Annotated in this window: 17 protein-coding genes, 1 tRNA gene and 1 pseudogene; 11 read left to right on the top strand and 8 right to left on the bottom strand. The window is 45.4% G+C overall.

What is annotated here, in order from left to right; all coding sequences use genetic code 11:
* Entirely contained in the window at positions 1–399 is a 399-nt protein-coding gene (gene secG, locus IPP77_01035) for a preprotein translocase subunit SecG (protein MBL0308318.1), read from the top strand.
* A 120-nt stretch (positions 400–519) separates the two neighbouring features.
* On the opposite strand, the gene IPP77_01030 is transcribed toward secG, so the two are convergent.
* The 5 genes from IPP77_01030 to IPP77_01010 all read right to left on the bottom strand — a co-directional run bounded on the left by IPP77_01030 (position 520) and on the right by IPP77_01010 (position 5,606).
* Positions 520–1,833, bottom strand: coding sequence for a 2-oxo acid dehydrogenase subunit E2 (locus IPP77_01030; GenBank protein ID MBL0308317.1), 1,314 nt, complete (start codon positions 1,831–1,833; stop codon positions 520–522).
* 84 nt (positions 1,834–1,917) lie between these two features.
* On the bottom strand, positions 1,918–2,196 hold the full coding sequence (locus IPP77_01025; protein ID MBL0308316.1) for a type II toxin-antitoxin system RelE/ParE family toxin: 279 nt from the start codon (positions 2,194–2,196) through the stop codon (positions 1,918–1,920).
* Entirely contained in the window at positions 2,193–2,405 is a 213-nt protein-coding gene (locus IPP77_01020) for an addiction module protein (protein ID MBL0308315.1), read from the bottom strand. The genes IPP77_01025 and IPP77_01020 overlap by 4 nt, the downstream gene beginning before the upstream one ends.
* Positions 2,406–2,440: 35 nt before the next feature.
* Positions 2,441–3,685 (bottom strand): competence/damage-inducible protein A, encoded by a 1,245-nt coding sequence (locus IPP77_01015; protein MBL0308314.1) that lies wholly within the window; start codon positions 3,683–3,685, stop codon positions 2,441–2,443.
* A gap of 241 nt (positions 3,686–3,926) precedes the next feature.
* Positions 3,927–5,606, bottom strand: a complete 1,680-nt coding sequence (locus IPP77_01010) for a T9SS type A sorting domain-containing protein (GenBank protein ID MBL0308313.1) — start codon at positions 5,604–5,606, stop codon at positions 3,927–3,929.
* Positions 5,607–5,787: 181 nt separating this feature from the next.
* On the opposite strand from IPP77_01010, the gene IPP77_01005 reads away from it, so the two are divergent.
* From IPP77_01005 to IPP77_00970, 8 genes are all read left to right on the top strand, one after another.
* Positions 5,788–6,141, top strand: a complete 354-nt coding sequence (locus tag IPP77_01005) for a hypothetical protein (GenBank protein MBL0308312.1) — start codon at positions 5,788–5,790, stop codon at positions 6,139–6,141.
* A 401-nt stretch (positions 6,142–6,542) separates the two neighbouring features.
* Positions 6,543–7,538, top strand: coding sequence for a hypothetical protein (locus IPP77_01000; protein ID MBL0308311.1), 996 nt, complete (start codon positions 6,543–6,545; stop codon positions 7,536–7,538).
* Positions 7,539–7,796: 258 nt separating this feature from the next.
* Positions 7,797–8,999: a carboxypeptidase-like regulatory domain-containing protein gene (locus IPP77_00995; GenBank protein MBL0308310.1), complete on the top strand. Its 1,203-nt coding sequence runs from the start codon at positions 7,797–7,799 to the stop codon at positions 8,997–8,999.
* On the top strand, positions 8,996–10,207 hold the full coding sequence (locus IPP77_00990; protein ID MBL0308309.1) for a TonB-dependent receptor: 1,212 nt from the start codon (positions 8,996–8,998) through the stop codon (positions 10,205–10,207). The genes IPP77_00995 and IPP77_00990 overlap by 4 nt, the downstream gene beginning before the upstream one ends.
* 54 nt (positions 10,208–10,261) lie before the next feature.
* Entirely contained in the window at positions 10,262–12,148 is a 1,887-nt protein-coding gene (locus IPP77_00985; protein MBL0308308.1) for an ATP-binding cassette domain-containing protein, read from the top strand.
* A gap of 21 nt (positions 12,149–12,169) precedes the next feature.
* Complete coding sequence (locus IPP77_00980; protein ID MBL0308307.1) at positions 12,170–13,180, top strand: CBS domain-containing protein; 1,011 nt, start codon at positions 12,170–12,172, stop codon at positions 13,178–13,180.
* Positions 13,180–14,175, top strand: coding sequence for a 3-deoxy-7-phosphoheptulonate synthase (gene aroF / locus IPP77_00975; protein ID MBL0308306.1), 996 nt, complete (start codon positions 13,180–13,182; stop codon positions 14,173–14,175). Before IPP77_00980 ends, aroF begins: the two co-directional genes overlap by 1 nt.
* A gap of 13 nt (positions 14,176–14,188) precedes the next feature.
* Complete coding sequence (locus tag IPP77_00970) at positions 14,189–15,352, top strand: phosphoribosylformylglycinamidine cyclo-ligase (protein MBL0308305.1); 1,164 nt, start codon at positions 14,189–14,191, stop codon at positions 15,350–15,352.
* 66 nt (positions 15,353–15,418) lie between these two features.
* Here IPP77_00970 and IPP77_00965 read toward each other — a convergent pair.
* The 3 genes and pseudogenes from IPP77_00965 to IPP77_00955 form a co-directional block, all read right to left on the bottom strand.
* Positions 15,419–16,401: pseudogene (locus tag IPP77_00965) on the bottom strand (pyruvate dehydrogenase complex E1 component subunit beta).
* 55 nt (positions 16,402–16,456) lie between these two features.
* Positions 16,457–16,530: transfer RNA gene (locus tag IPP77_00960), tRNA-His, on the bottom strand.
* Between the two features lie 66 nt (positions 16,531–16,596).
* On the bottom strand, positions 16,597–16,776 hold the full coding sequence (locus IPP77_00955) for a hypothetical protein (GenBank protein ID MBL0308304.1): 180 nt from the start codon (positions 16,774–16,776) through the stop codon (positions 16,597–16,599).
* 17 nt (positions 16,777–16,793) lie between these two features.
* Here IPP77_00955 and IPP77_00950 point away from each other — a divergent pair, with 17 nt between their 5' ends.
* Positions 16,794–17,207: a hypothetical protein gene (locus IPP77_00950; GenBank protein MBL0308303.1), complete on the top strand. Its 414-nt coding sequence runs from the start codon at positions 16,794–16,796 to the stop codon at positions 17,205–17,207.
* A gap of 457 nt (positions 17,208–17,664) precedes the next feature.
* Positions 17,665–19,299 carry an acyl-CoA carboxylase subunit beta gene (locus IPP77_00945; protein ID MBL0308302.1) on the top strand — a complete coding sequence of 545 codons (1,635 nt, stop codon included), beginning with the start codon at positions 17,665–17,667 and terminating at the stop codon, positions 19,297–19,299.
* Positions 19,300–19,656: the final 357 nt, after the last annotated feature.

Genomic DNA, 19,656 nt, shown 5'->3' with positions numbered 1-19,656 from the left:
ATGTATATCCTCGTCACCATCCTTATTATTGTTGCTTGTATCCTTTTAACTGCCGTGGTTTTGATTCAGAACCCCAAAGGTGGAGGCTTAAGTTCTTCATTCGGTGGAGTTAGTCAGCAATTGCTGGGCGCACGTCGTTCTACCGATGTTGTAGAAAAACTAACATGGGGTTTTGCTATTGCTCTTATGGTACTTTGTCTATCCACCACTTTCTTCATTGATAAGAAAGCGGTATTGAAAAAGGAACAACTTCCAAAGTCTGAGATTGAGCAGATGCAAATGAGTCAGCCATTTGCTCCAACAGCGACACCACCAGCCGGACAAGGTTCTGTTCAGCCAAGTGGTCAGCCATCTACTCCGCCTAGCCAAGAGCCGACTGGCCAGGCTCCGGCCAATTAGGATGGGAGCGTAGCTCAGATCACTTCAACCAATATACTTTCAGAATCAATTGGTGAATTCAGGTACTTGCTTCCTGAATCAAGAACTGCCGTAAGGCTACCCTAAATCAATAGGGAACAACTAGATATCTCGGTTCACATCCCATTTCTCTAAATAATCAGCCACCCTTCGCACGAAGGTGCCGCCAAGCGCGCCATCCACGATTCGGTGGTCGTAAGAGTGAGATAGAAACATCATGTGGCGAATACCGATGGTATCGCCTTCGGGGGTTTCAATCACCACCGGTTTCTTTTTAATCGCTCCGGTTGCCATGATAGCCACCTGTGGTTGCAGAATAACCGGCGTGCCCATCACATTGCCAAAGGTGCCCACATTAGTAAGGGTGTAAGTCCCCCCTTCAATTTCATGAGGTTTCAACTTGTTGATTCGGGCGCGGGCGGCGAGGTCGTTCACCTGACGCGCGATGCCCGTGATATTCAGCATATCGGCATTCTTGATAACCGGCACAATCAAATTGCCGGAAGGCAGGGCCGCCGCCATACCGATATTGATGTCTTTTTTTAGAACAATATTAGTTCCGTCTATCGAGCAGTTAATCATAGGGAGATCGCGGATAGCGCGACAAACTGCCTCAATGAAGATAGGAGTGAAGGTCAGGTTCTCTTTGTAGATGTCGTGGAACTTCTTCTTCATCTTGTTTCTCCATAAAACCACATTGGTCACATCGGCTTCTACAAAAGAGGTGACGTGAGCCGAAGTTTGCTTGCTCCTCACCATATTTTCGGCGATGAGTTTGCGCATGCGATCCATCTCGATGATTTCTACGTTGCCGCTGTAGGATTTGGCAGCAACAACAGGAGTGCTTTCAATCTTAGGTTGTTCCACAACAGATGCTTGCTGAACCGCTGCTTCTTGGACTTGAGGTTGATCTGTAGGATTCTGAACAAAAGTCAGTATATCCTTCTTCGTCACCCGTCCTTCGGCACCGGTGCCGGGTAGGCGTTCTAGTTCTGACATCGAAATTCCCTCCTGTCGCGCAATATTTAAAACTAATGGAGAATAGAAACGGTCAGAAGACACATTGACAGGAGTGGTATAGGTCTCGGATTTCGGATTTCGGACTTCAGACTTTACCGATGTTGCTTCCGGTTTTGAAGATGCAACAACAGGGTTGGAGCTTTGCACGCCAACGGCTTCGGTCTCCATCATGGCTACTGCTTTGCCTACGGCTACCACGTCGCCTTCTTTATATAGTAACTTAGAAATTGTTCCCGCTACCGGCGAAGGTACCTCAGAATCCACCTTATCGGTGGCTATTTCCAGAACGGCCTCATCCAGCTTCACGCTGTCGCCTTCTTTCTTTAGCCATTTCAAAATAGTTGCCTCGGTGATACTTTCACCCATCTTAGGCATGATTAATTCAAACTGCGCCATTCTTTCTTTTTAGAGGGGGCAAAAATAAAGGGATTGGGGAGAAAATTGAATTAAATCAAACACTTACTATGCTTTTCTACGCTTTCATGACCTCGGATGTCGCATTAAATGAGCCACTGCCTTCATAGCGATATCATTTTTTCTAACTTTATATATCACGGCATAAGGAAAACGATGGAGATTACATTTCCTGTCGTTTTTATAAATTACCTGAAATTGAAGTGGGTGAATAGAAATTTCATGGAGACTATTCTGTACCGCCAATATAAATTCGGTTCCCAATCCTTCTTTTTGCTCGTCATAATAGTTCTTTGCTTCTTCTAAATCAAGGTAGGCTTCAGGCAAAAGCAAGATCCTTTTCATGCCTGTCTTTTATGTTTTAACTTTCTTTTCACTTCCTCCCATGTCAGCAGTTTCACTGATTTATCCATCAATTGTTTTTCCCGCTCATCTAACATCTGTTTTTGTTCATCAGTCAACCCTGAAGGCAAGTTGTCCGTGATGTCTTCCCATAATTCTTCTACTAAGGTTAGCTTTTCTTCTATGCTCAGGTTTTTGTATTCTTTTTTCAGCATGGCTTAAGTTTTACGACTCTAAAATACTAAAATCATTTCAACTTCTCCATCATAAACAAGCGCAACATATTGAGTGCTGCGTAGCTAAACATACGGATGTTTTCCGCGCGGGCGGGGAAATAGTGGAACATCTTGGCCACCATTCTATCTTTATTTCCAACGGCTATCCAAACTGTACCTACGGGTTTGTCGGCGGTTCCGCCATCCGGCCCGGCGATGCCGCTGATAGAAATACCATAAGTGGTGCCGGTGGCCTTTAATATTCCGGTCAGCATTTCGCGCACACACTCTTCGCTGACAGCACCCACCGAATTCAGCGTAGCGTTTTTCACCCCCAACAGTTTTTCTTTCACCTCATAAGAGTAGGAGACCACGCCGCCTTCAAAATATTTGGAACTGCCGGGCACAGAGGTAAACAGATGCGACACATAGCCACCGGTGCAACTTTCGGCACAGGAAACGGTAGCTTTTTCGTTTAACAGCATCTTGCCCATCGTAACTTCTAATGATTCTTCCCCATCGCAATAGACCAGACTGCCCAAGGCGGCCTTCATCTTTTCTTTCTGCTCCTGCACTTCTTGCTTCAAATCAATTGTTCCTCCAAAGGCAGATAAACGAAGTCGCACAACGCCCAGATTGGGAAGATAGGCGAGTTTGATATGCGTTGGAAGTTGATCCTCAAACTCTGTCAGCATATCTGCCAGAATGGATTCGCCGGCACCGGCGGTCATAATAGAAGCATGGGCAATGCTGGGAAACGAAAATCGTTCCTTCAATCGTGGAAACACCTGGTTTTCCATGACGTGCTTCATCTCGTGAGGCACGCCGGGTACAGACAAGAAAATCACACCATCCTGTTCAAACCACATGCCCGGTGCCGTTCCTTTCTGGTTGGGGAGCATGGTGCAGTTTTTGGGAATCATGGCCTGCGAACGGTTCAGTTCCAAAACCTGTTTACCTCGCTTCGCGAAGATTTCTTTTATCTGCTCCCACAAATCATTATCCAACACCAGTTCTGTATCGAAGTATTCCACCAAAGTGTCCTTGGTAATATCATCGCGCGTGGGGCCCAGACCGCCGGTCATTAGAACGAGTTGTGAAGAGCGCCTGGCGCGGTTCAGCGCATCTATAATTTGTTCCTTGTTATCGCCGCAGGATATGATTTCATGGATCTTCACTCCCAGTTCATTAAATCGTTGCCCAATCCAGGCGCTGTTGGTATCTACAATCTGACCGATGAGGATTTCATCGCCAATAGTTATCACGGTTGCTTTCATCGGGGCGAAAATAGTGGTCTTTATCTTCTGTGTATATACCAGCCTTCTTTGTATCGTAATGTCTTTTACTTAAAGATATGTAGAATGCTGTATTGCTAATGCTGAATACCGTTTCACGCAAAGAGCGCGAAGGCCATCGCAAAGCGCGCAAAGAGGTTAGCCATATTCCTTTTGAGTCCTCTGCGTGGTATCTTCTTTGCGGCCTCTGCGTGAAACTGTACTTGTATTCCATTCAGCACTTTCAAAGCCTCACCCACCGCTTCACCACGCTCGCTCTTTCGGAATGAATACGGATGAAATACACTCCGGCAGATAAGGCCGGAGAGATCGTTGTTTGTTGTTGGTTGATTGTTGTTTGAAACACCTGCATTCCATTCACATCATACACTTCCATCAAACTTCCAACAAGCTCATTGGTAATTGATAATTTGATATTATTCATGGAAGATGGATTGGGGTAGATGCTGATAGCTTCATCGTCCAAATCTTCAATCCCTGATATTTCGGAAAGGGTTATTGTGGTTGATTTTATGCATCCAATACTATCAGCTATTACAATGGTATAAGTTCCCGAAGGCAAATCCTCAAAAGGATTCGGACATTGAAAACAATAATTAATGCTGATATTATAGGGTGGAGTGCCCCCATGAATACTATCCACCGAAATGCTTCCGGTTGACAGCCCAGGCAAAGTGTTTGTTTTAGACATATAGACCCTCATAGAATCCGGTTCTTCAATCACTACTGTCTTGCTCAGTACACAAGCACTTCCGTCGGTGGCCGTAAAAATGTAAATGCCCGACATAAGGTTTTGAAGCTGTAGTGAAGTATCTCCGGTATTCCATCCATACGCAACCGGTGGGATGCCACCTTCCAATTTCATTTTTACTCCTCCGTTGCTTCCCCCATAACAGGACACATGCTTTAAACTATCGGGCCCGATGGTTAGCGTTCCAGACAATGTAACCTTGAAAGAATCTTCTAAAACAATCTGATCGCCCGTACAAGTAAGAAAAGTACCCTGAACGGAAAATTTTGTTTGTGGAGGTAGTGAACACAGCGTAAAAGGACCGCTGCCACTCATAATAACATCGTTCTGATACCACGATATGGTGCCTGAATAATTACCTGCCGGGGCAAAGCGCCACGCATCATTTTGGGCGGTCCAGGAAGACGGATAGTTCCTGCCCGGAACAGCGTATCCTTTTGTACCATTCTGCCCGATTATGCCTTCTATTGCGACCCCTCCATTCCAATTTGGACAAGTGTCCTTATTTGCAATGTTTATATCAATGATATTAGTTCCCTCATGCAACACGATTTGATTCGTTGCAAACATAGCGCTGGAACAAAATCCATTGGTCCCGCTATTCGGATCTCCGAAATAGGGGATATCGAAACATGAAAACACAAACTTCCTACAAGGCGCGGTGCCAATAACGTTGTGGTAATAATGACCCTGATAGTGCGGATCTATATCCTGAAAAGGCCCCATGACAGAATTTCGGTAGCCTTCTGGGATACCTGATGAAGGAACTGAGTCATTTATCACGTAGGTTGCATACTGGTTGGCATACGAAGTGTCAAAAGAGATAGCCCCATTTGAACTTACTAGAAGATGAGTATAGGTTTTATCAAAAAAGCAGAAAGGAAAAGAAATCGGAATGGTGGAAGACCACCAGTCGTCAATATTGATCAAAACTTCTGTGCCTGTGTCATAAGGAAATGGTTGATAGGCGATTTGACTTACCGAGTATGAATCTGTAGCGCGCGGAATAGCCCCTGACACTGAAAGTGAGACACAATTGCTTCCACAAGGCAACGTAGTATCACTTCCTATATCTATAGAAAAGCAAGATGATTGCGAATAGCCAAAGCAAAATAAACTTAACAGGAGAAATAGAAGTAGCGCTCTTTTCATATCGTGATGTCTTGTCTGTAAAGATATTGGTAATTCTGAATTGGGAGTGCTGAGTGCTGAATGAAATAGCCCCCCTCTGTATTCCATTCAGCACTCAGCATTCCAAACTCAGCATTCGCCCTCCCTCAATTTTGCCATTTCATAAATCTATTTTAATTTTATGCAACGCAAAGTTTGACACATGGAGCAGATTTTTTTTGTGGTAACACCGCAAGTGGTGATATATGAAGAAGATGCCAAAATCATCGCGATGTCTATATTCGCTATGCCCGACGAAATGGTCGGCGATTTTATCAGCAAGAAACCAAAGGCCGGTAAAAAGCTCCGGCTTGCGGTTCGAAACAAATTAGGCATTAAGACCACCCCTATGTTGAGTTATGAAGCACTGCACATGGGTTTTGACAAAGAGGGATGCTTCCGGGGGCAGCCGCTGTTCAATGCCCGTGAATGTAAACGCCTCTGCGAGATGGCTCCCTGGCTACACGAAATTAAAGTGAAGCCAGAGCCAGATTTGGAACCAAAATCCGAACTTTAGTTCTTCTCTTTCTCCCACCTGCTCTATATTTTCGCACTATCAAAGTTCTTTGGAAAATGATTAAGCGGAAATCAGCATCATCAAACTTAGACGAGCAAGCCGTTCTATGCTCCACGCATGAAGCGATGTGGACGGTCAAATCGTTCCGTGCTTAGCGCATGAAGCAATATGGATGGTCGGATTATTTTATGCTTGGCACATGAGCTAATATGAACGGTCAGATGGCTTGATGCTTGACGCAAGAAGTAATATGAACGGTCAGATTAGTTCCTGCTTGGCGCAGGAGGTGATGGGGACGGACAAATCGGAAGCTGCTTATTAAATTTCGAAACAGGAAAAGAAAGCACAGGCTTGGAAACAGTATAGTAAAGAATATTTAATCACCAATAAATCAATCCATTATGGGCGTATCAAATAAATATCCTTGGCACTATCTGCAAAACCAGTTTAATAATCAAACCAAGGGAAACTTTAAAAAAATGTTGAGCCTTGACAACGATCACTATGGCCGCTTAGTGCAGTTGGCCCCCAGCGATCCTGATATTGAGGCATTGAGAGCCGCCTATGAACCGATACATCTGGCGTTCGTCCAACTCTATTCAAATTGGCAAGGATCTGAGGGCAGCCACGAAAGCCAGACGCTGAGTATCACCAATCTGTTCAGTCTGCTCAATGTGAACCTGAATATATGGGAGGGGCCGGTCTTTGCTACCTATCCCAAAGGCAGCGAACAGGAAAAAAATATTTTTCCCGACCGCCGAATGCCTTTCCAAAAAGGAACTTATGAAACGCGAATCATTGCGGTAAAAACTTTGTATGAAAAGCTGGCAACTTATGTCGGTGATCCTACTTTAATCGCTTTAGGTAATACCGTTCAATCTTTTTATAACGTGATAGATGGTGCCCGGTTATTGCAACAAGGAGGCGATGCATCTATTACGGGCTATTCAAATGCCCTCGAAGCCCAGCGGGTGCTCTGTGCCATTGAGATGTACGGACATCTGGGAATACTCATGAACAAATACCGGACCACTCCATTGACCGTTCTGGAATTTTGGGATATGGAATTGTTGCGCACGCTCGATGAAGATGATTTTGAAGTATTTCCGGTACTGGAGTCTGGTTTAACGGTGGTTACTTTATTCTCTTACGTTCTGGAAGAAATGAAAGCCGATACGGTCATCACGATTCAAAATATGAGCCCCGACAATGTGCCGTTTCAGGCGGGTTTCTCTGCCACCAACGATGGCGTAGGCCCTATCATGCTCGATTTCACACAACACATAGCCCGCGAAGAACACGCCGCCGATCTGGGCTGGGCACCGGGCCGCAATTTCCTTATCCTCAACAACCCCGGCCTCGTGACCGGTATGGCGAGGGTGTACATCAGGAGGTGAGCAAACCTTCCAAGTCTCAAAGACTTGGAAGGTTTCGACAAAAGCCTTCTCGCGAAATGCGGGAAGGCTTTTTTAATAAAAGGATGAGCAGAAGTGGGATTGTAATAGAAAGCAGAGAACGACAAGAGGTCACGACTCCTTGTTATATAGAGAGAGTAGAGGGTAGAGTGTAACAAGGGGTCATGACCCCTTGTCAAAAGCGTATAGGTCATTGCTAATTAACTGAATTTCATTTTGTTTGCGGCGCGAAAACTACAGGTGTTGCATTTGAAATCTTCTACACTTTATAAAATCATTTTCACGGCGCTCTGCTTTATTTTTTTGCAGGGGCTTCATGCTGCCGATAACTGGAAGATGATTCGCGGGCACGTGTTGGATAAGGATTCCAAATATCCAATGATAGGAGCGAAGGTGGTGGTGATAGATACCGGTGCCGTGAACGGTACGGTGACCGACATAAACGGCTACTTCAATCTTCGAGTTCCCCTGGGCAGATTGGCGCTGAAGGTTTCCTACATGGGCTATAAAGACGTGACGGTACAAAACCTGTTGATTATTGCCGGTAAGGAAGTGAACCTGAATTTGGAGATGGAGGAGAAGGTGAACGAGATGTCGGAGGTGGTGGTTTCGGCAAAAAAAGAAAACGGACAGGTGCATAATGAATTCGCGGTGGTGAGCGCTCGTTCATTTGATGTGGAATTGACAAGCCGCTTCAGCGGCAACCGGAACGACCCTTCGCGCATGGCGTCGAACTTTGCGGGTGTGAGCGGTGCGAATGATGCGCGAAACGACATCATCATCCGGGGCAATTCGCCGATGGGTATGTTGTGGCGTTTGGAGGGGATTGATATTCCCAGCCCCAACCACTTTGCCGGTTTCGGCAGCACCGGTGGACCGGTGAGCATGTTGAACAACAACACGCTCCAGCGCGGCGATTTCATCACCTCGGCTTTCCCTTCCGAATATGGCAATGCGCTTTCCGGCGTGTTTGATCTGGCTTTGCGCTCAGGCAATAAGGATAAGTATGAGTTCATGGCGCAGTTGGGTTTCAACGGGATTGAAGCCGGAGCCGAAGGGCCTTTTGCGAAGAAGAAAAGTCAGGCAACTTTTCTGATTAACTATCGCTACTCCACGCTGGCGCTGTTCAAATTGCTGAAAGCAAATTTCGGAACCGGAACGGCGGTGCCTCAATATCAGGATTTGAACTTCAAGATAGATGTGCCGACCAAGAAGGCCGGTGTCTTCCGTTTTTGGGGCTTGGGTGGTTTGAGCCAGATTGAATTGCTCGGTTCATCGGTGGATCTTAGCAAACCCCAGCGCAATCTTTATGGAAATGAAAACATAGACCTTTATAATAAAGTGCGCACCGGTATCGTTGGTTTTTCGCACACCTACTTCATCAACAAAAAATCTTACTACAAGTTGATGTTGGGGGCTTCGCACCATAAGCCGCAGTGGTGAATATTGATTCTATCAATCCGGATAATCGCGAAGAGATTGTGCGCAATCAAAAGGTATTGATGCGGCAGAATAAGTATAGCGCCCACTTGATGTATAACTACAAAATAGATTCGCGCAATACGGTTACTTCCGGCGTGATGGTAGATGTTTATGACGTTAAATTTATTGATAGCGTGCTGATTCAAACAGGTTTCTATCCGCGCAAATACGGCACCGGTTATGGTGCGCTGGCGCAACTGTACAGTATGTGGAAGCATAAGTTCAGCGAACAGTTGTCGCTCAATAGCGGGCTGCACTTTCAGTTCTTCAGCATCAGCAAAAGCTTTGCAGCCGAGCCGCGCGTCAGTTTGAAATACCAATTCACCGAGAAGCAGTCGGTCAGCTTGGGTTATGGCTTGCATCACCAAGTGCAGCCCCTGCCTACTTACTATAACTACGATCTGGTCGCTATGGACGGCAAGCCAACCAACCTCAACATGGGCTTTTCGCGCAGTCAGCATTTGGTGTTGGGTTATGACTGGTTCTTTCTAAAGGATTTCCACATCAAGGCCGAGGCCTATTTTCAATATATTGACAAAGTGCCGATTGAGCAGTTCCGCAGTTCGTTCAGCATGTTGAATGCCGGTGCCGATTTTGGAACACCCGATAATACCTATCTGGTGAATAAGGGGAAGGGTAGAAACTATGGCTTGGAAATTACGGCAGAGAAGTTTTTCAGCAAGGGATATTACTTCTTAGTGACCAGTTCCATCTTCCAATCGCATTATAAAGCGAGCGATAATATTTGGCGGAACACGGCCTTCAACGGAAAGTATGTAGTGAATGCTTTGGGCGGTTACCAGATTTTGTTTGGAGGAAAAAAGAACAAAGTGAAGCGCCATACCTTTGCCGCCGATGCTAAGATCACCACTGCCGGCGGTCGTTATTATACTCCGATTGACCTCCTGGCCAGTGAAGCAGCCCGCGCCGAGGTGTTGCTTGATAAGCAGGCATTTTCGCAGAAGTATAAGGACTATTTCCGCATGGATATGAAACTGAGCTACCGATTTAGCTTTAAAAAGATGACGCATGAATTCTCTACCGATTTCCAGAACATATTTAATATCAAGAATATTTTCCGCAAGGTGTATAACCCACGCACAAATACCCTAAACAACGAATACCAGCAAGGGCTGTTTATTCTGCCTCAATACAGGATGTTGTTTTAAGTCCCTCCCTTCTTAGTCCTCAATAAAAATACTTTTGCACTGCAATTATTCTGCATGGCTGCATTAAGTGAAGAGAAGAAAAAGAAGAAAATCATTTCCGGGAAGGAAATGGTTAGCGCACTAAAGATTTATCGGTTTATCCTGCCCTATAAATGGCGCTTTATTGTAGGGATGATCTGCTTGGTAGTGGCTACCGGTGTAGTTAGTTTTATACCCGGTGGTTTTGGCAAGCTGGTGGATGCGGCTTCTCCGGCCAAAGAAATGGTGGTGAAGCTGAAGGCCGTTTTGAGTTCCAATATGGCTGCCGAAAATAAATTGCAGCAGATCAATGCTTTAGTGAATGCCTATTCCTCCGAAATCAGTCCCGAGAAGCTGAAAGAGATAGGCTTGCTTTTGGGAGCAGTGCTTTTGATCCAGGCAATCCTTTCTTTTTTCAGAATTTATCTGTTTGAATATGTTAGCCAACATGCAATGGCAGACATCCGACGGACGCTGTATGAAAAGATTATTACGCTGCCTATTCGCTTTTTTGAGGACAACCGGGTGGGTAACCTCACGTCAAGGATTTCTTCAGATGTGACGCAGCTGCAAGAGGCATTGACCAACCAGTTGGCATTTTTTGTCCGGCAATTAGTGTTGCCCATCGTTTGTATTCCTTTTGTGTTGGCCGTCTCAGTCAAGTTGACGTTTATCATTCTTGCCTTGTTGCCGGTGTTGGTGGTCTCTGCAGTTTTGTTTGGAAGATACATCCGCACCATTTCGCGCAAGGCACAAGATGAATTAGCAGAGTCGAATACAATAGTTGAAGAAACATTTCAGGCGGTAGATGTGGTGAAAGCCTTTACGAATGAAGGTTATGAAACTCGCCGATATTCACGCATTGCCCAGAGTGTAGCTGATATTGGAATGTTCGCAGCGAAGTATCGGGCGGCTTTTGTTTCGTTCATCATCTTTGCCATGTTCGGAACCATTGTGCTGATTGTGTACGCCGGATTGAATGAAGTGGCGAAGGGGGGGATATCCATGGGTGATTTGATTCAGTTTTTCCTGCTCACAATCTTCATCGGCAGTTCTCTGGCTGGTTTGAGTGAAAGTTACACGGTACTTCAAAAGACGGTGGGTGCTTCGGAGCGCATCAATGAAATCCTTGAGGAAGTCAGTGAAACCCGGACAGCAGATGAGTTCATCTCTACACCGGTTCGCGGGGTGGTAGAATTCAGGGACGTTTCCTTTGCCTATCCCTCCCGTCAGGACATGCCCGTGTTTCATGATTTATCTTTTAAGGTGGATGCCGGGAAGAAGGTAGCGCTGGTTGGCCCAAGTGGTTCGGGTAAATCAACGATAGTCAAACTGCTTTCAGGGCTTTATCCTTTTGGAGGCGGCGATATTTTGATTGACGGGAAGAGTATCCGTGATTATAACATAACAGCGCTTCGTAAGAACTTTGGAACGGTGCCACAAGACACGATGCTCTTTGGAGGAACCATTCGCGAAAATATTGCTTACGGAAAGACCGGTGCTTCGGAAGAAGAAATCACTCAAGCCGCTCAGAAGGCCTACGCTCTGGAGTTTATCAATTCATTTCCCGAAGGCTTGGATACCTTAGTAGGAGAGAGGGGTATAAAGATTTCAGGAGGACAAAAACAACGGATTGCTATTGCGCGGGCTATTCTCCGCGATCCTAAGATTCTGGTTTTGGATGAAGCCACTTCGGCTTTAGATTCGGAGAGTGAAAAGCTGGTGAAACAGGCTTTAGATGAACTAATGAAAAATCGCACCACCTTTATCATTGCTCATCGCCTTTCTACCATTCGCGAAGCAGATATAATCTTGGTGATTAAGAAAGGTAGAATTGTAGAACAAGGATCACACGATGAACTTTCAAAAATGGAACAGGGCATCTACAACAACTTGTTGCGTTTGCAATACGATATCGAATAGTCGGTTATTTGTTTTAACGACATGAAGATTTCAGCATCTATATATTCTTACAGAAAAGAAAAGGGTTTAGAGCAATTGGTCAAAGACCTGGATGCCGATGCTATTGATATGCTTCATGTGGATTGTGCTGATGATGACAAAGCTTTTGACGACATCCGGCGGATTCGGCAGGTTAGCAAAACCCCTATTGACCTCCACATTATTTCTTCGGAACCGGAAAAATATTTTTCGCACATTGAAAACCTGGAGATTGAATTCGTCAGCTTTCAGTATGAGAACCTGAAAGAATTTCCTGTTCTTCCTAAAGGACTGAACACGAAATTTGGGCTTTCAATCGTTTCTTCTACACCTATAGATGTTTTTGAGCAAGTAGAAGCATCGTATGATTTTGTGGTGATGATGAGCACCACTCCCGGAAAGAGTGGGGGAGAGTTCAATCGGGAAAGTTTTCAAAGGATCATTTCTTTCCAACACCGCTTTCCGAAGAAAAAGATACATGCCGATGGCGGTGTCAACGATCAGATTGCCTATATCCTGCGGATGTTGGGGGTGAATGCGGTGGTTTCGGGCAGCTATCTGGTCAATCATGAATCGCTGACTTCGGGCATGTTGAGTTTTCATCAGCCCCCTAAAGAGAGTCATCGCAATTTCCAAGTGCAGGAGTTCATGACCGGGACAAAGTATTTGCCGGTTCTTTATGAAGAGCATCTAGATTTCAAAACAATCTTGCAAGCTATCGAGGATTATAAACTGGGCTTCGCACTCATAGTTAATAATGACGGAAAGCTTTCGGGGGTGGTCAGCAATGCAGATATTCGACGAGGACTATTAAGCAGTACCTCAGATTTTAACGCGGTCAATTTGAAAGAGGTGATCAATCGAAATCCGATTGCTATTAGAGAAGATACAACCGTGTCGGGTATTGTTCGCCTCTTGAATGACCTGAATTTTATTGTACTATTTTTGCCCGTCGTGAATGAAAATGGCCAACTAAAGGGCACGGTTTTACTGAATAATTTAATTAGAGTTTGATGATTATCCATCTAAAAAAGGAAATAAACAAAGCAGAGGCCGAGAGATTGGCTTTGAAGTATCAGAGCACACTTTTCGAGAATGGAAGGTTTGTTTTGGTTACCTCTTCCAAGATCAAGGCAGCCGATGAGGAGCTAAGAGACGCGGCAGATGAAGTGTTTGTTACCGAGAGTGATATTCAATTGGCCAGTAAAAAGTATATACCTGCAAAGCGGGAGATAAAGATTGGTGAGGTAAGTATTGGTGGCAACACTAATAACACTTTGGTCATCACCGGTCCCTGTAGTGTAGAATCAGAAGAGCAAATTGAGCAAGCGGCTAAACTCTGCGTAGAATTGGGCGTGAAGGTTCTTCGCGCCGGTGCATACAAGCCGCGCACTTCTCCCTATACCTTTCAGGGGCTTGGTTTGCAGGGACTGAAGTTGCTGGATAAGATGCGTAGCAAATACGGATTGAAAATCATCACCGAAGTGCGCGACAGTACTCATGTGGATGAAGTGATTGAATATGCCGACATCATTCAGGTTGGTGCCAAGAGTATGTATGACCACGGCATCCTTCGCAAATGCGGACAAAGCAAAAAGCCCATATTGATTAAGCGAGGTTTTGGGACGACGCTTCAAGAGTTTGTTCAAGCTGCAGAGTTTGTTTTGAGCGGCGGCAATCCTCATGTGATTCTTTGTGAACGGGGTATTCGCACATTTGAAACAAAGACTCGATTCACGTTGGATCTTTGTGGCGTGGCGTGGTTAAAGGAGAACACAAATCTTCCGGTTATCCTCGATCCCAGTCATGCGATTGGCTATGCTTATGGAGTTCCGGATTTGGCGCGAGCTTGTGTCGCGATGGGTGTAGATGGATTACTAATTGAAACACACCCGAATCCGAAGGTTGCGATGAGCGATGCCGAGCAGCAATTGAATTTCGAGCAGTTTAGAAACCTGCATGCCAGTTTGAAGAAGGTGGCAGACGCGGTGGGATATAAAGTGATTTAGATTTAAAGAGAAGATGGAGAAGTACGAAAAGCGAGGCGTTTCGGCTGGGAAAGAGGAGGTTCACGCTGCGGTGAAAGACCTTTATCATGGTTTATATCCAAAGGCCTTTTGTAAAATCTATCCCGATTATCTCGGAGGGGATGACAGCTTCTGCAACGTCATGAGCAGTGATGGTTCTGGCACCAAATCTATTCTGGCCTACTTATACTGGAAAGAAACAGGCGACATTTCGGTCTGGCGCGGTATTGCGCAAGATGCGATGGTCATGAATCTGGATGACCTGCTTTGTGTGGGTGCGACTGATAACTTTGTTTATACCTCTATAATCAACCGCAACAAAAATCTGATTACCGGTGAAGTGATTGCCGAGATTATTAAAGGCGGCAACGAGTTTATTGAGCGGATGAAAGACCACGGTGTGAATATTCAACTCATGGGCGGAGAAACTGCTGACCTGGGCGATTGCGTTCGTACTACGACGGTAGATGCCTCGATGGTGGTCAGGATGAAGAAAGATAAACTCATTCTCACTCAAAATATTCAACCGGGCAATGTGATTGTTGGTTTGGCATCTTATGGTCATGCCACCTACGAGGAGGAATATAACAGCGGCATCAGTAGCAACGGCCTGACTTCTGCCCGACATGATTTGTTGGCTAAACAATATGCGACCAAGTATCCTGAATCTTTTGATGCAGCGATTGATGATTCGGTTGTTTACAGTGGCAGCAAGAAACTAACGGACGATTTAGACGGCACACCCCTTAATATCGGCAAGGCCTTACTTTCTCCTACCCGCACTTATCTTCCGGTGATAAAAAAGATACTGGAAGAAATTCCCGGAAAGGTGAGTGGGCTTGTCAACTGTACAGGCGGCGCGCATACCAAGGTGCTACACTACGTTGAAAATCTACGGATGGTGAAGAATCATTTGCTCCCCGTTCCTCCTTTGTTTCAATTGATTCAAAGAGAATCGGGAACAGATTGGAAAGAAATGTTCAAGGTGATGAACTGTGGTACTCGGCTTGAGATATACACCGACGAAAAATACGCCTCCTTAATCATTGATGTGGCTCAATCGTTTGGCATTGCCGCTCAGGTAATTGGCCACGTGGAGGCCTCCGATAAAAATGAAGTAGTAATAAAAAGCCAGTACGGGGAATTCAAATATCAGTAGATGCCGGCTGTTAAAGTCCTTCTCCTTCGGAGAAGAATTTAGGAGGAGGCCGAGCGGAGCCGAGGCCTATCCTTTCGCGTAACTCACAATCTTCACCGCATCAATCACTTTCGCTACCGAAGGAAGATAGGCCTCCACCAGATTCGGTGCATAGTGCATCGAGGCATCCGCACCAGTTACTCTCAACACCGGAGCATCTAAATGGTCAAACGCATGTCTTTGCACCTGAAAGGATATTTCGCTGGCAATTGAAGTGAAAGGCCAGCTTTCATCAATCACCACCAAGCGGTTTGTTTTCTTCACCGATTCGATAATCGTATCAATATCCAAAGGACGAATCGTTCTCAAATCAATCACTTCGGCACTGATGCCATCCTTTTCAAGTTCTTCTGCGGCTTTCAGCGCTATCTTCATCATCTTGTTATAGCTCACCAGCGTCACATCCGTTCCTTCGCGCTTCACGTCTGCTTTGCCAATAGGAATCAGATATTCCTCTTCAGGAACTTCTCCCATTTCGCTATACATCACCTCGCTTTCAAAAAAAATAACCGGGTCGTCGTCGCGAATCGCCGACTTCAACAAGCCCTTCGCATCATAAGGAGTAGAAACAGAAATCACCTTTAAGCCCGGAACAGAAGCCATCATATTGGTCAGCATTTGCGAGTGCTGCGCACCCAACTGACCCGCGCTGCCCTGTGCCCCACGGAAAACAATCGGACTGCCAAACTCTCCGGCACTCATCGAAAGCATCTTGGCCGAGCCATTAATGATCTGGTCAAAAGCCAGGATGGCAAAGTTCCAAGTCATAAATTCAACAATCGGGCGAACGCCATTCATGGCGGCACCGACGGAAATGCCCGTAAAACCTAATTCAGAAATAGGCGTGTCAATCACTCTTTTGGCACCGAACTCCGCCAACATTCCTGACTCACTTTATAAGCGCCATCATACTCAGCCACTTCTTCGCCAATCAGGAACACTCGTCCATCGCGACGCATTTCTTCACTCATGGCTTCGCGCAACGCTTCTCTGTATCTTATCTTTCTCATCTTCACAATTGAATGTCAAAAATAAAAAAGACCGGAACTTCCGGTCTTTAAAAAGGGTGGCTGATGGGGCTCGAACCCACGACCAATGGTACCACAAACCATTACTCTAACCAACTGAGCTACAGCCACCGTAACTGGGCGCGAATATAAAATGAAATAGGGAATTAAGAATAGGAGATGGTTAGCCGAGCTTAATTAATCCTTATAAAAACAAAAAAGGCGCATCCCCATTGCTTTCGGGATTGCGCTGTCAAGCCTCCAATATTTTTTCATTTGGGCAGCAGCCGGGCTTTCGCCTATATCCCCGGCTGAAACGCCGGGGGATGCCGGCTCTATCCATGCCGCTTCGTCAATCCTCGCCACTTCGGCCATCAAAAATTTAGGAGCCTTTCATGAAAAAATTTCACGCGGATGGCGCAGAGATGCAGAGAACTGAATCTGATGATTGTATTCTCTCTGTGTTCCCATCTACCCTGCGCCCTCTGCGTGAAATACAGTTTTCTCACCCATCGAAACAAACAACCATCCCTAAACGCTCCGTAAGCATCAAACAAAGCAATGTAACGACCAAAATCGGCATTGTAAGCATCGAAGTAAGCAATGTAAGCATCAAGGTAGCCCATGTAATGACCAAGATGCTCAATGTAAGCATCAAGGTAAGCAATGTAATGATCGAGGTAGGCAATGTAAGCATCGAGGTAGTCAATGTAAGCATCGAGGTAAGCAATGTAACCATTTTCAAAACCGCTGTAAACAGCCCTTCCAGATTGTTAAAATTGAAAATCTACCCGATTTCTGTCCTATAAATGGTACAAAAACAGCCCTTTTTCAATCAAATACCCTTTTAGCTCCCACTTTTGCTCGCGTCCAGCGACTGACAGTTTTTATGGCCTCCGGCAATAAAAAAGACTAAAAATGCAGGGTTCACTTTAACCCACGCTCGCATCATGCGAGCGAAATTGGTAAGAACATGAGGCTTGTTTTGGGATTAGGTTTCCATCACAATCTTTGAGATGGGGCACGGATGTTATTGAGATTCTGATAATTATTCCTCAACAGTCATTATATCCTCACCATTGTGCAAGTCCGGGACTGTTTGTTCGATATGTCGTAGGGGTTCAATATTTTGAACCCCTGTAGAAACTGGTTTGGAGGCATCGGATCCATAATATCAGACTCCTACCATTTTTTCTCATCATTCAGAATTCCAAACTCAGCACTGCCAAAAAATTATAGTTTCGCCACTCAATTTTTCCCTGAATTATGAGCAAGAATTTAGATTTCAATAAGAACGAGGACGCGATGAAAATGATGCTTTCTGACCTGAAGAAGTTTTCAGAGCAGATTCATTTGGGCGGTGGCAAAAAATCTATAGAAAAACACAAAGCCAAAGGGAAGATGACCGCCCGCGAACGAGTTGAAATGTTGCTCGATAAGGGAAGGCCCGTTACGGAGGTGGCCGAGTTTGCTGGCTACGGAATGTACGAAGAGGTGGGCGGATGTCCGTCCGGTGGGGTAGTGGTGGTCTTGGGCTATATCAAAGGGCGGCTCTGCGTGGTGGTGGCCAATGATGCCACGGTGAAGGCCGGAGCTTGGTTTCCGATAACGGGCAAAAAGAATCTTCGCGCTCAGGAAATTTCGATGGAAAATAAATTACCTATTATTTATCTGGTGGATAGTGCCGGTGTATTTCTTCCTATGCAGGATGAAATCTTTCCAGACAAAGAACATTTCGGAAGAATATTCAGAAACAATTCGGTGATGAGCGCTATGGGCATTCCGCAGATTGCAGCCATCATGGGCAGTTGCGTGGCGGGCGGAGCATATCTTCCTATTCTCAGCGACGAGGCATTGATAGTGGATAAAACCGGGTCCGTATTTCTTGCCGGGAGTTATCTGGTAAAATCAGCAGTGGGAGAGGACATAGACAATGAAACTTTGGGTGGAGCAACTACCCATTGCGAAATTTCTGGCGTGACGGACTACAAGATGAAGGACGACAAAGAATGTCTGGAAACCATTCGCAAATTGGTAGATAAATTGGGGAAGCGAGATGAGGCGGGGTTCAGCCGCATTGAACCGGTCAAGCCCGCGCTGGATGAAAATGAAATATACGGCCTCATTCCCGAAAACATTATTAACCAGTACGACATGCTGGAAGTCATCAAGCGACTAGTGGATGATTCGGAGATAGAACAATATAAACAGGATTACGGCAAATCAATTATTTGTGGATACGCTCGTATTGACGGATGGGCTGTCGGCATAGTTGCCAACCAAAGAAAGGTGGTGAAGAGCAAGAAGGGAGAAATGCAATTTGGAGGCGTTATCTATTCTGATTCGGCTGATAAAGCTGCGCGGTTCATCATGAACTGCAATCAGAAAAAAATACCGCTGGTTTTTCTACAAGACGTAACCGGCTTTATGGTCGGCTCTCGTTCCGAACACGGTGGAATTATAAAAGATGGAGCGAAAATGGTGAATGCCGTTTCCAATTCCATCGTTCCTAAATTTACGATTGTGGTAGGCAATTCTTATGGAGCCGGAAACTATGCTATGTGCGGCAAGGCTTATGACCCGCGATTGATTTATGCCTGGCCAAGTTCTCGCATTGCCGTGATGAGTGGCGACGCGGCGGCCAATACTTTATTACAAATTCAGGTTTCAGCTTTGAAATCGAAAGGGCAGGAAATCAAGCCGGAGGACGAAAAGAAATTGCTTGATGAAATAAAGGCAAAGTATTTTAAAACACTTGACCCGAAATACGCGGCTGCCCGCCTATGGACGGACGGTATCATTGATCCGCTTCATACTCGCAAAGTAATCTCTATGGGTATTGAAGCCGCCAACCATGCGCCCATCACCAAGCAATTCAGCGTAGGGGTAATTCAAACTTGAGTTCAACGGATTTGCAAAAAACAAAAAAGGTGCTCCCAGTTAAGGAAGCACCTTTTTTTGCATAAGGTGAAAAAATTTATTTAGGACGGGAGGTAATCCAAGGCCCCCCCTCTCAGAATTTCGTTTCGGACTCTGTGCGAATGAAAGAGTAAACTGACTTAGCGCGGAGTGCTTTTTGCGTTTATATTTATTGGAAAACAGACTCTGTGCGAGAAAGGTTTATCTCGAAGGTCGAGCTGATTCTAAATAGAAAAAAAGGATTGCGATTGTTGGTGGTATTTGAAAAATTGTAATTTTAGCTGATAAACAATGTATCAACAAGGGCTTAGAAAATATACAGGGGCCTAGGTGAGTACA

The sequence above is a fragment of the Bacteroidota bacterium genome (genome assembly GCA_016722375.1).
Lineage (GTDB): Bacteria > Bacteroidota > Bacteroidia > Chitinophagales > LD1 > Bog-950.
This window is presented reverse-complemented; position numbering and strand designations above follow the sequence as displayed.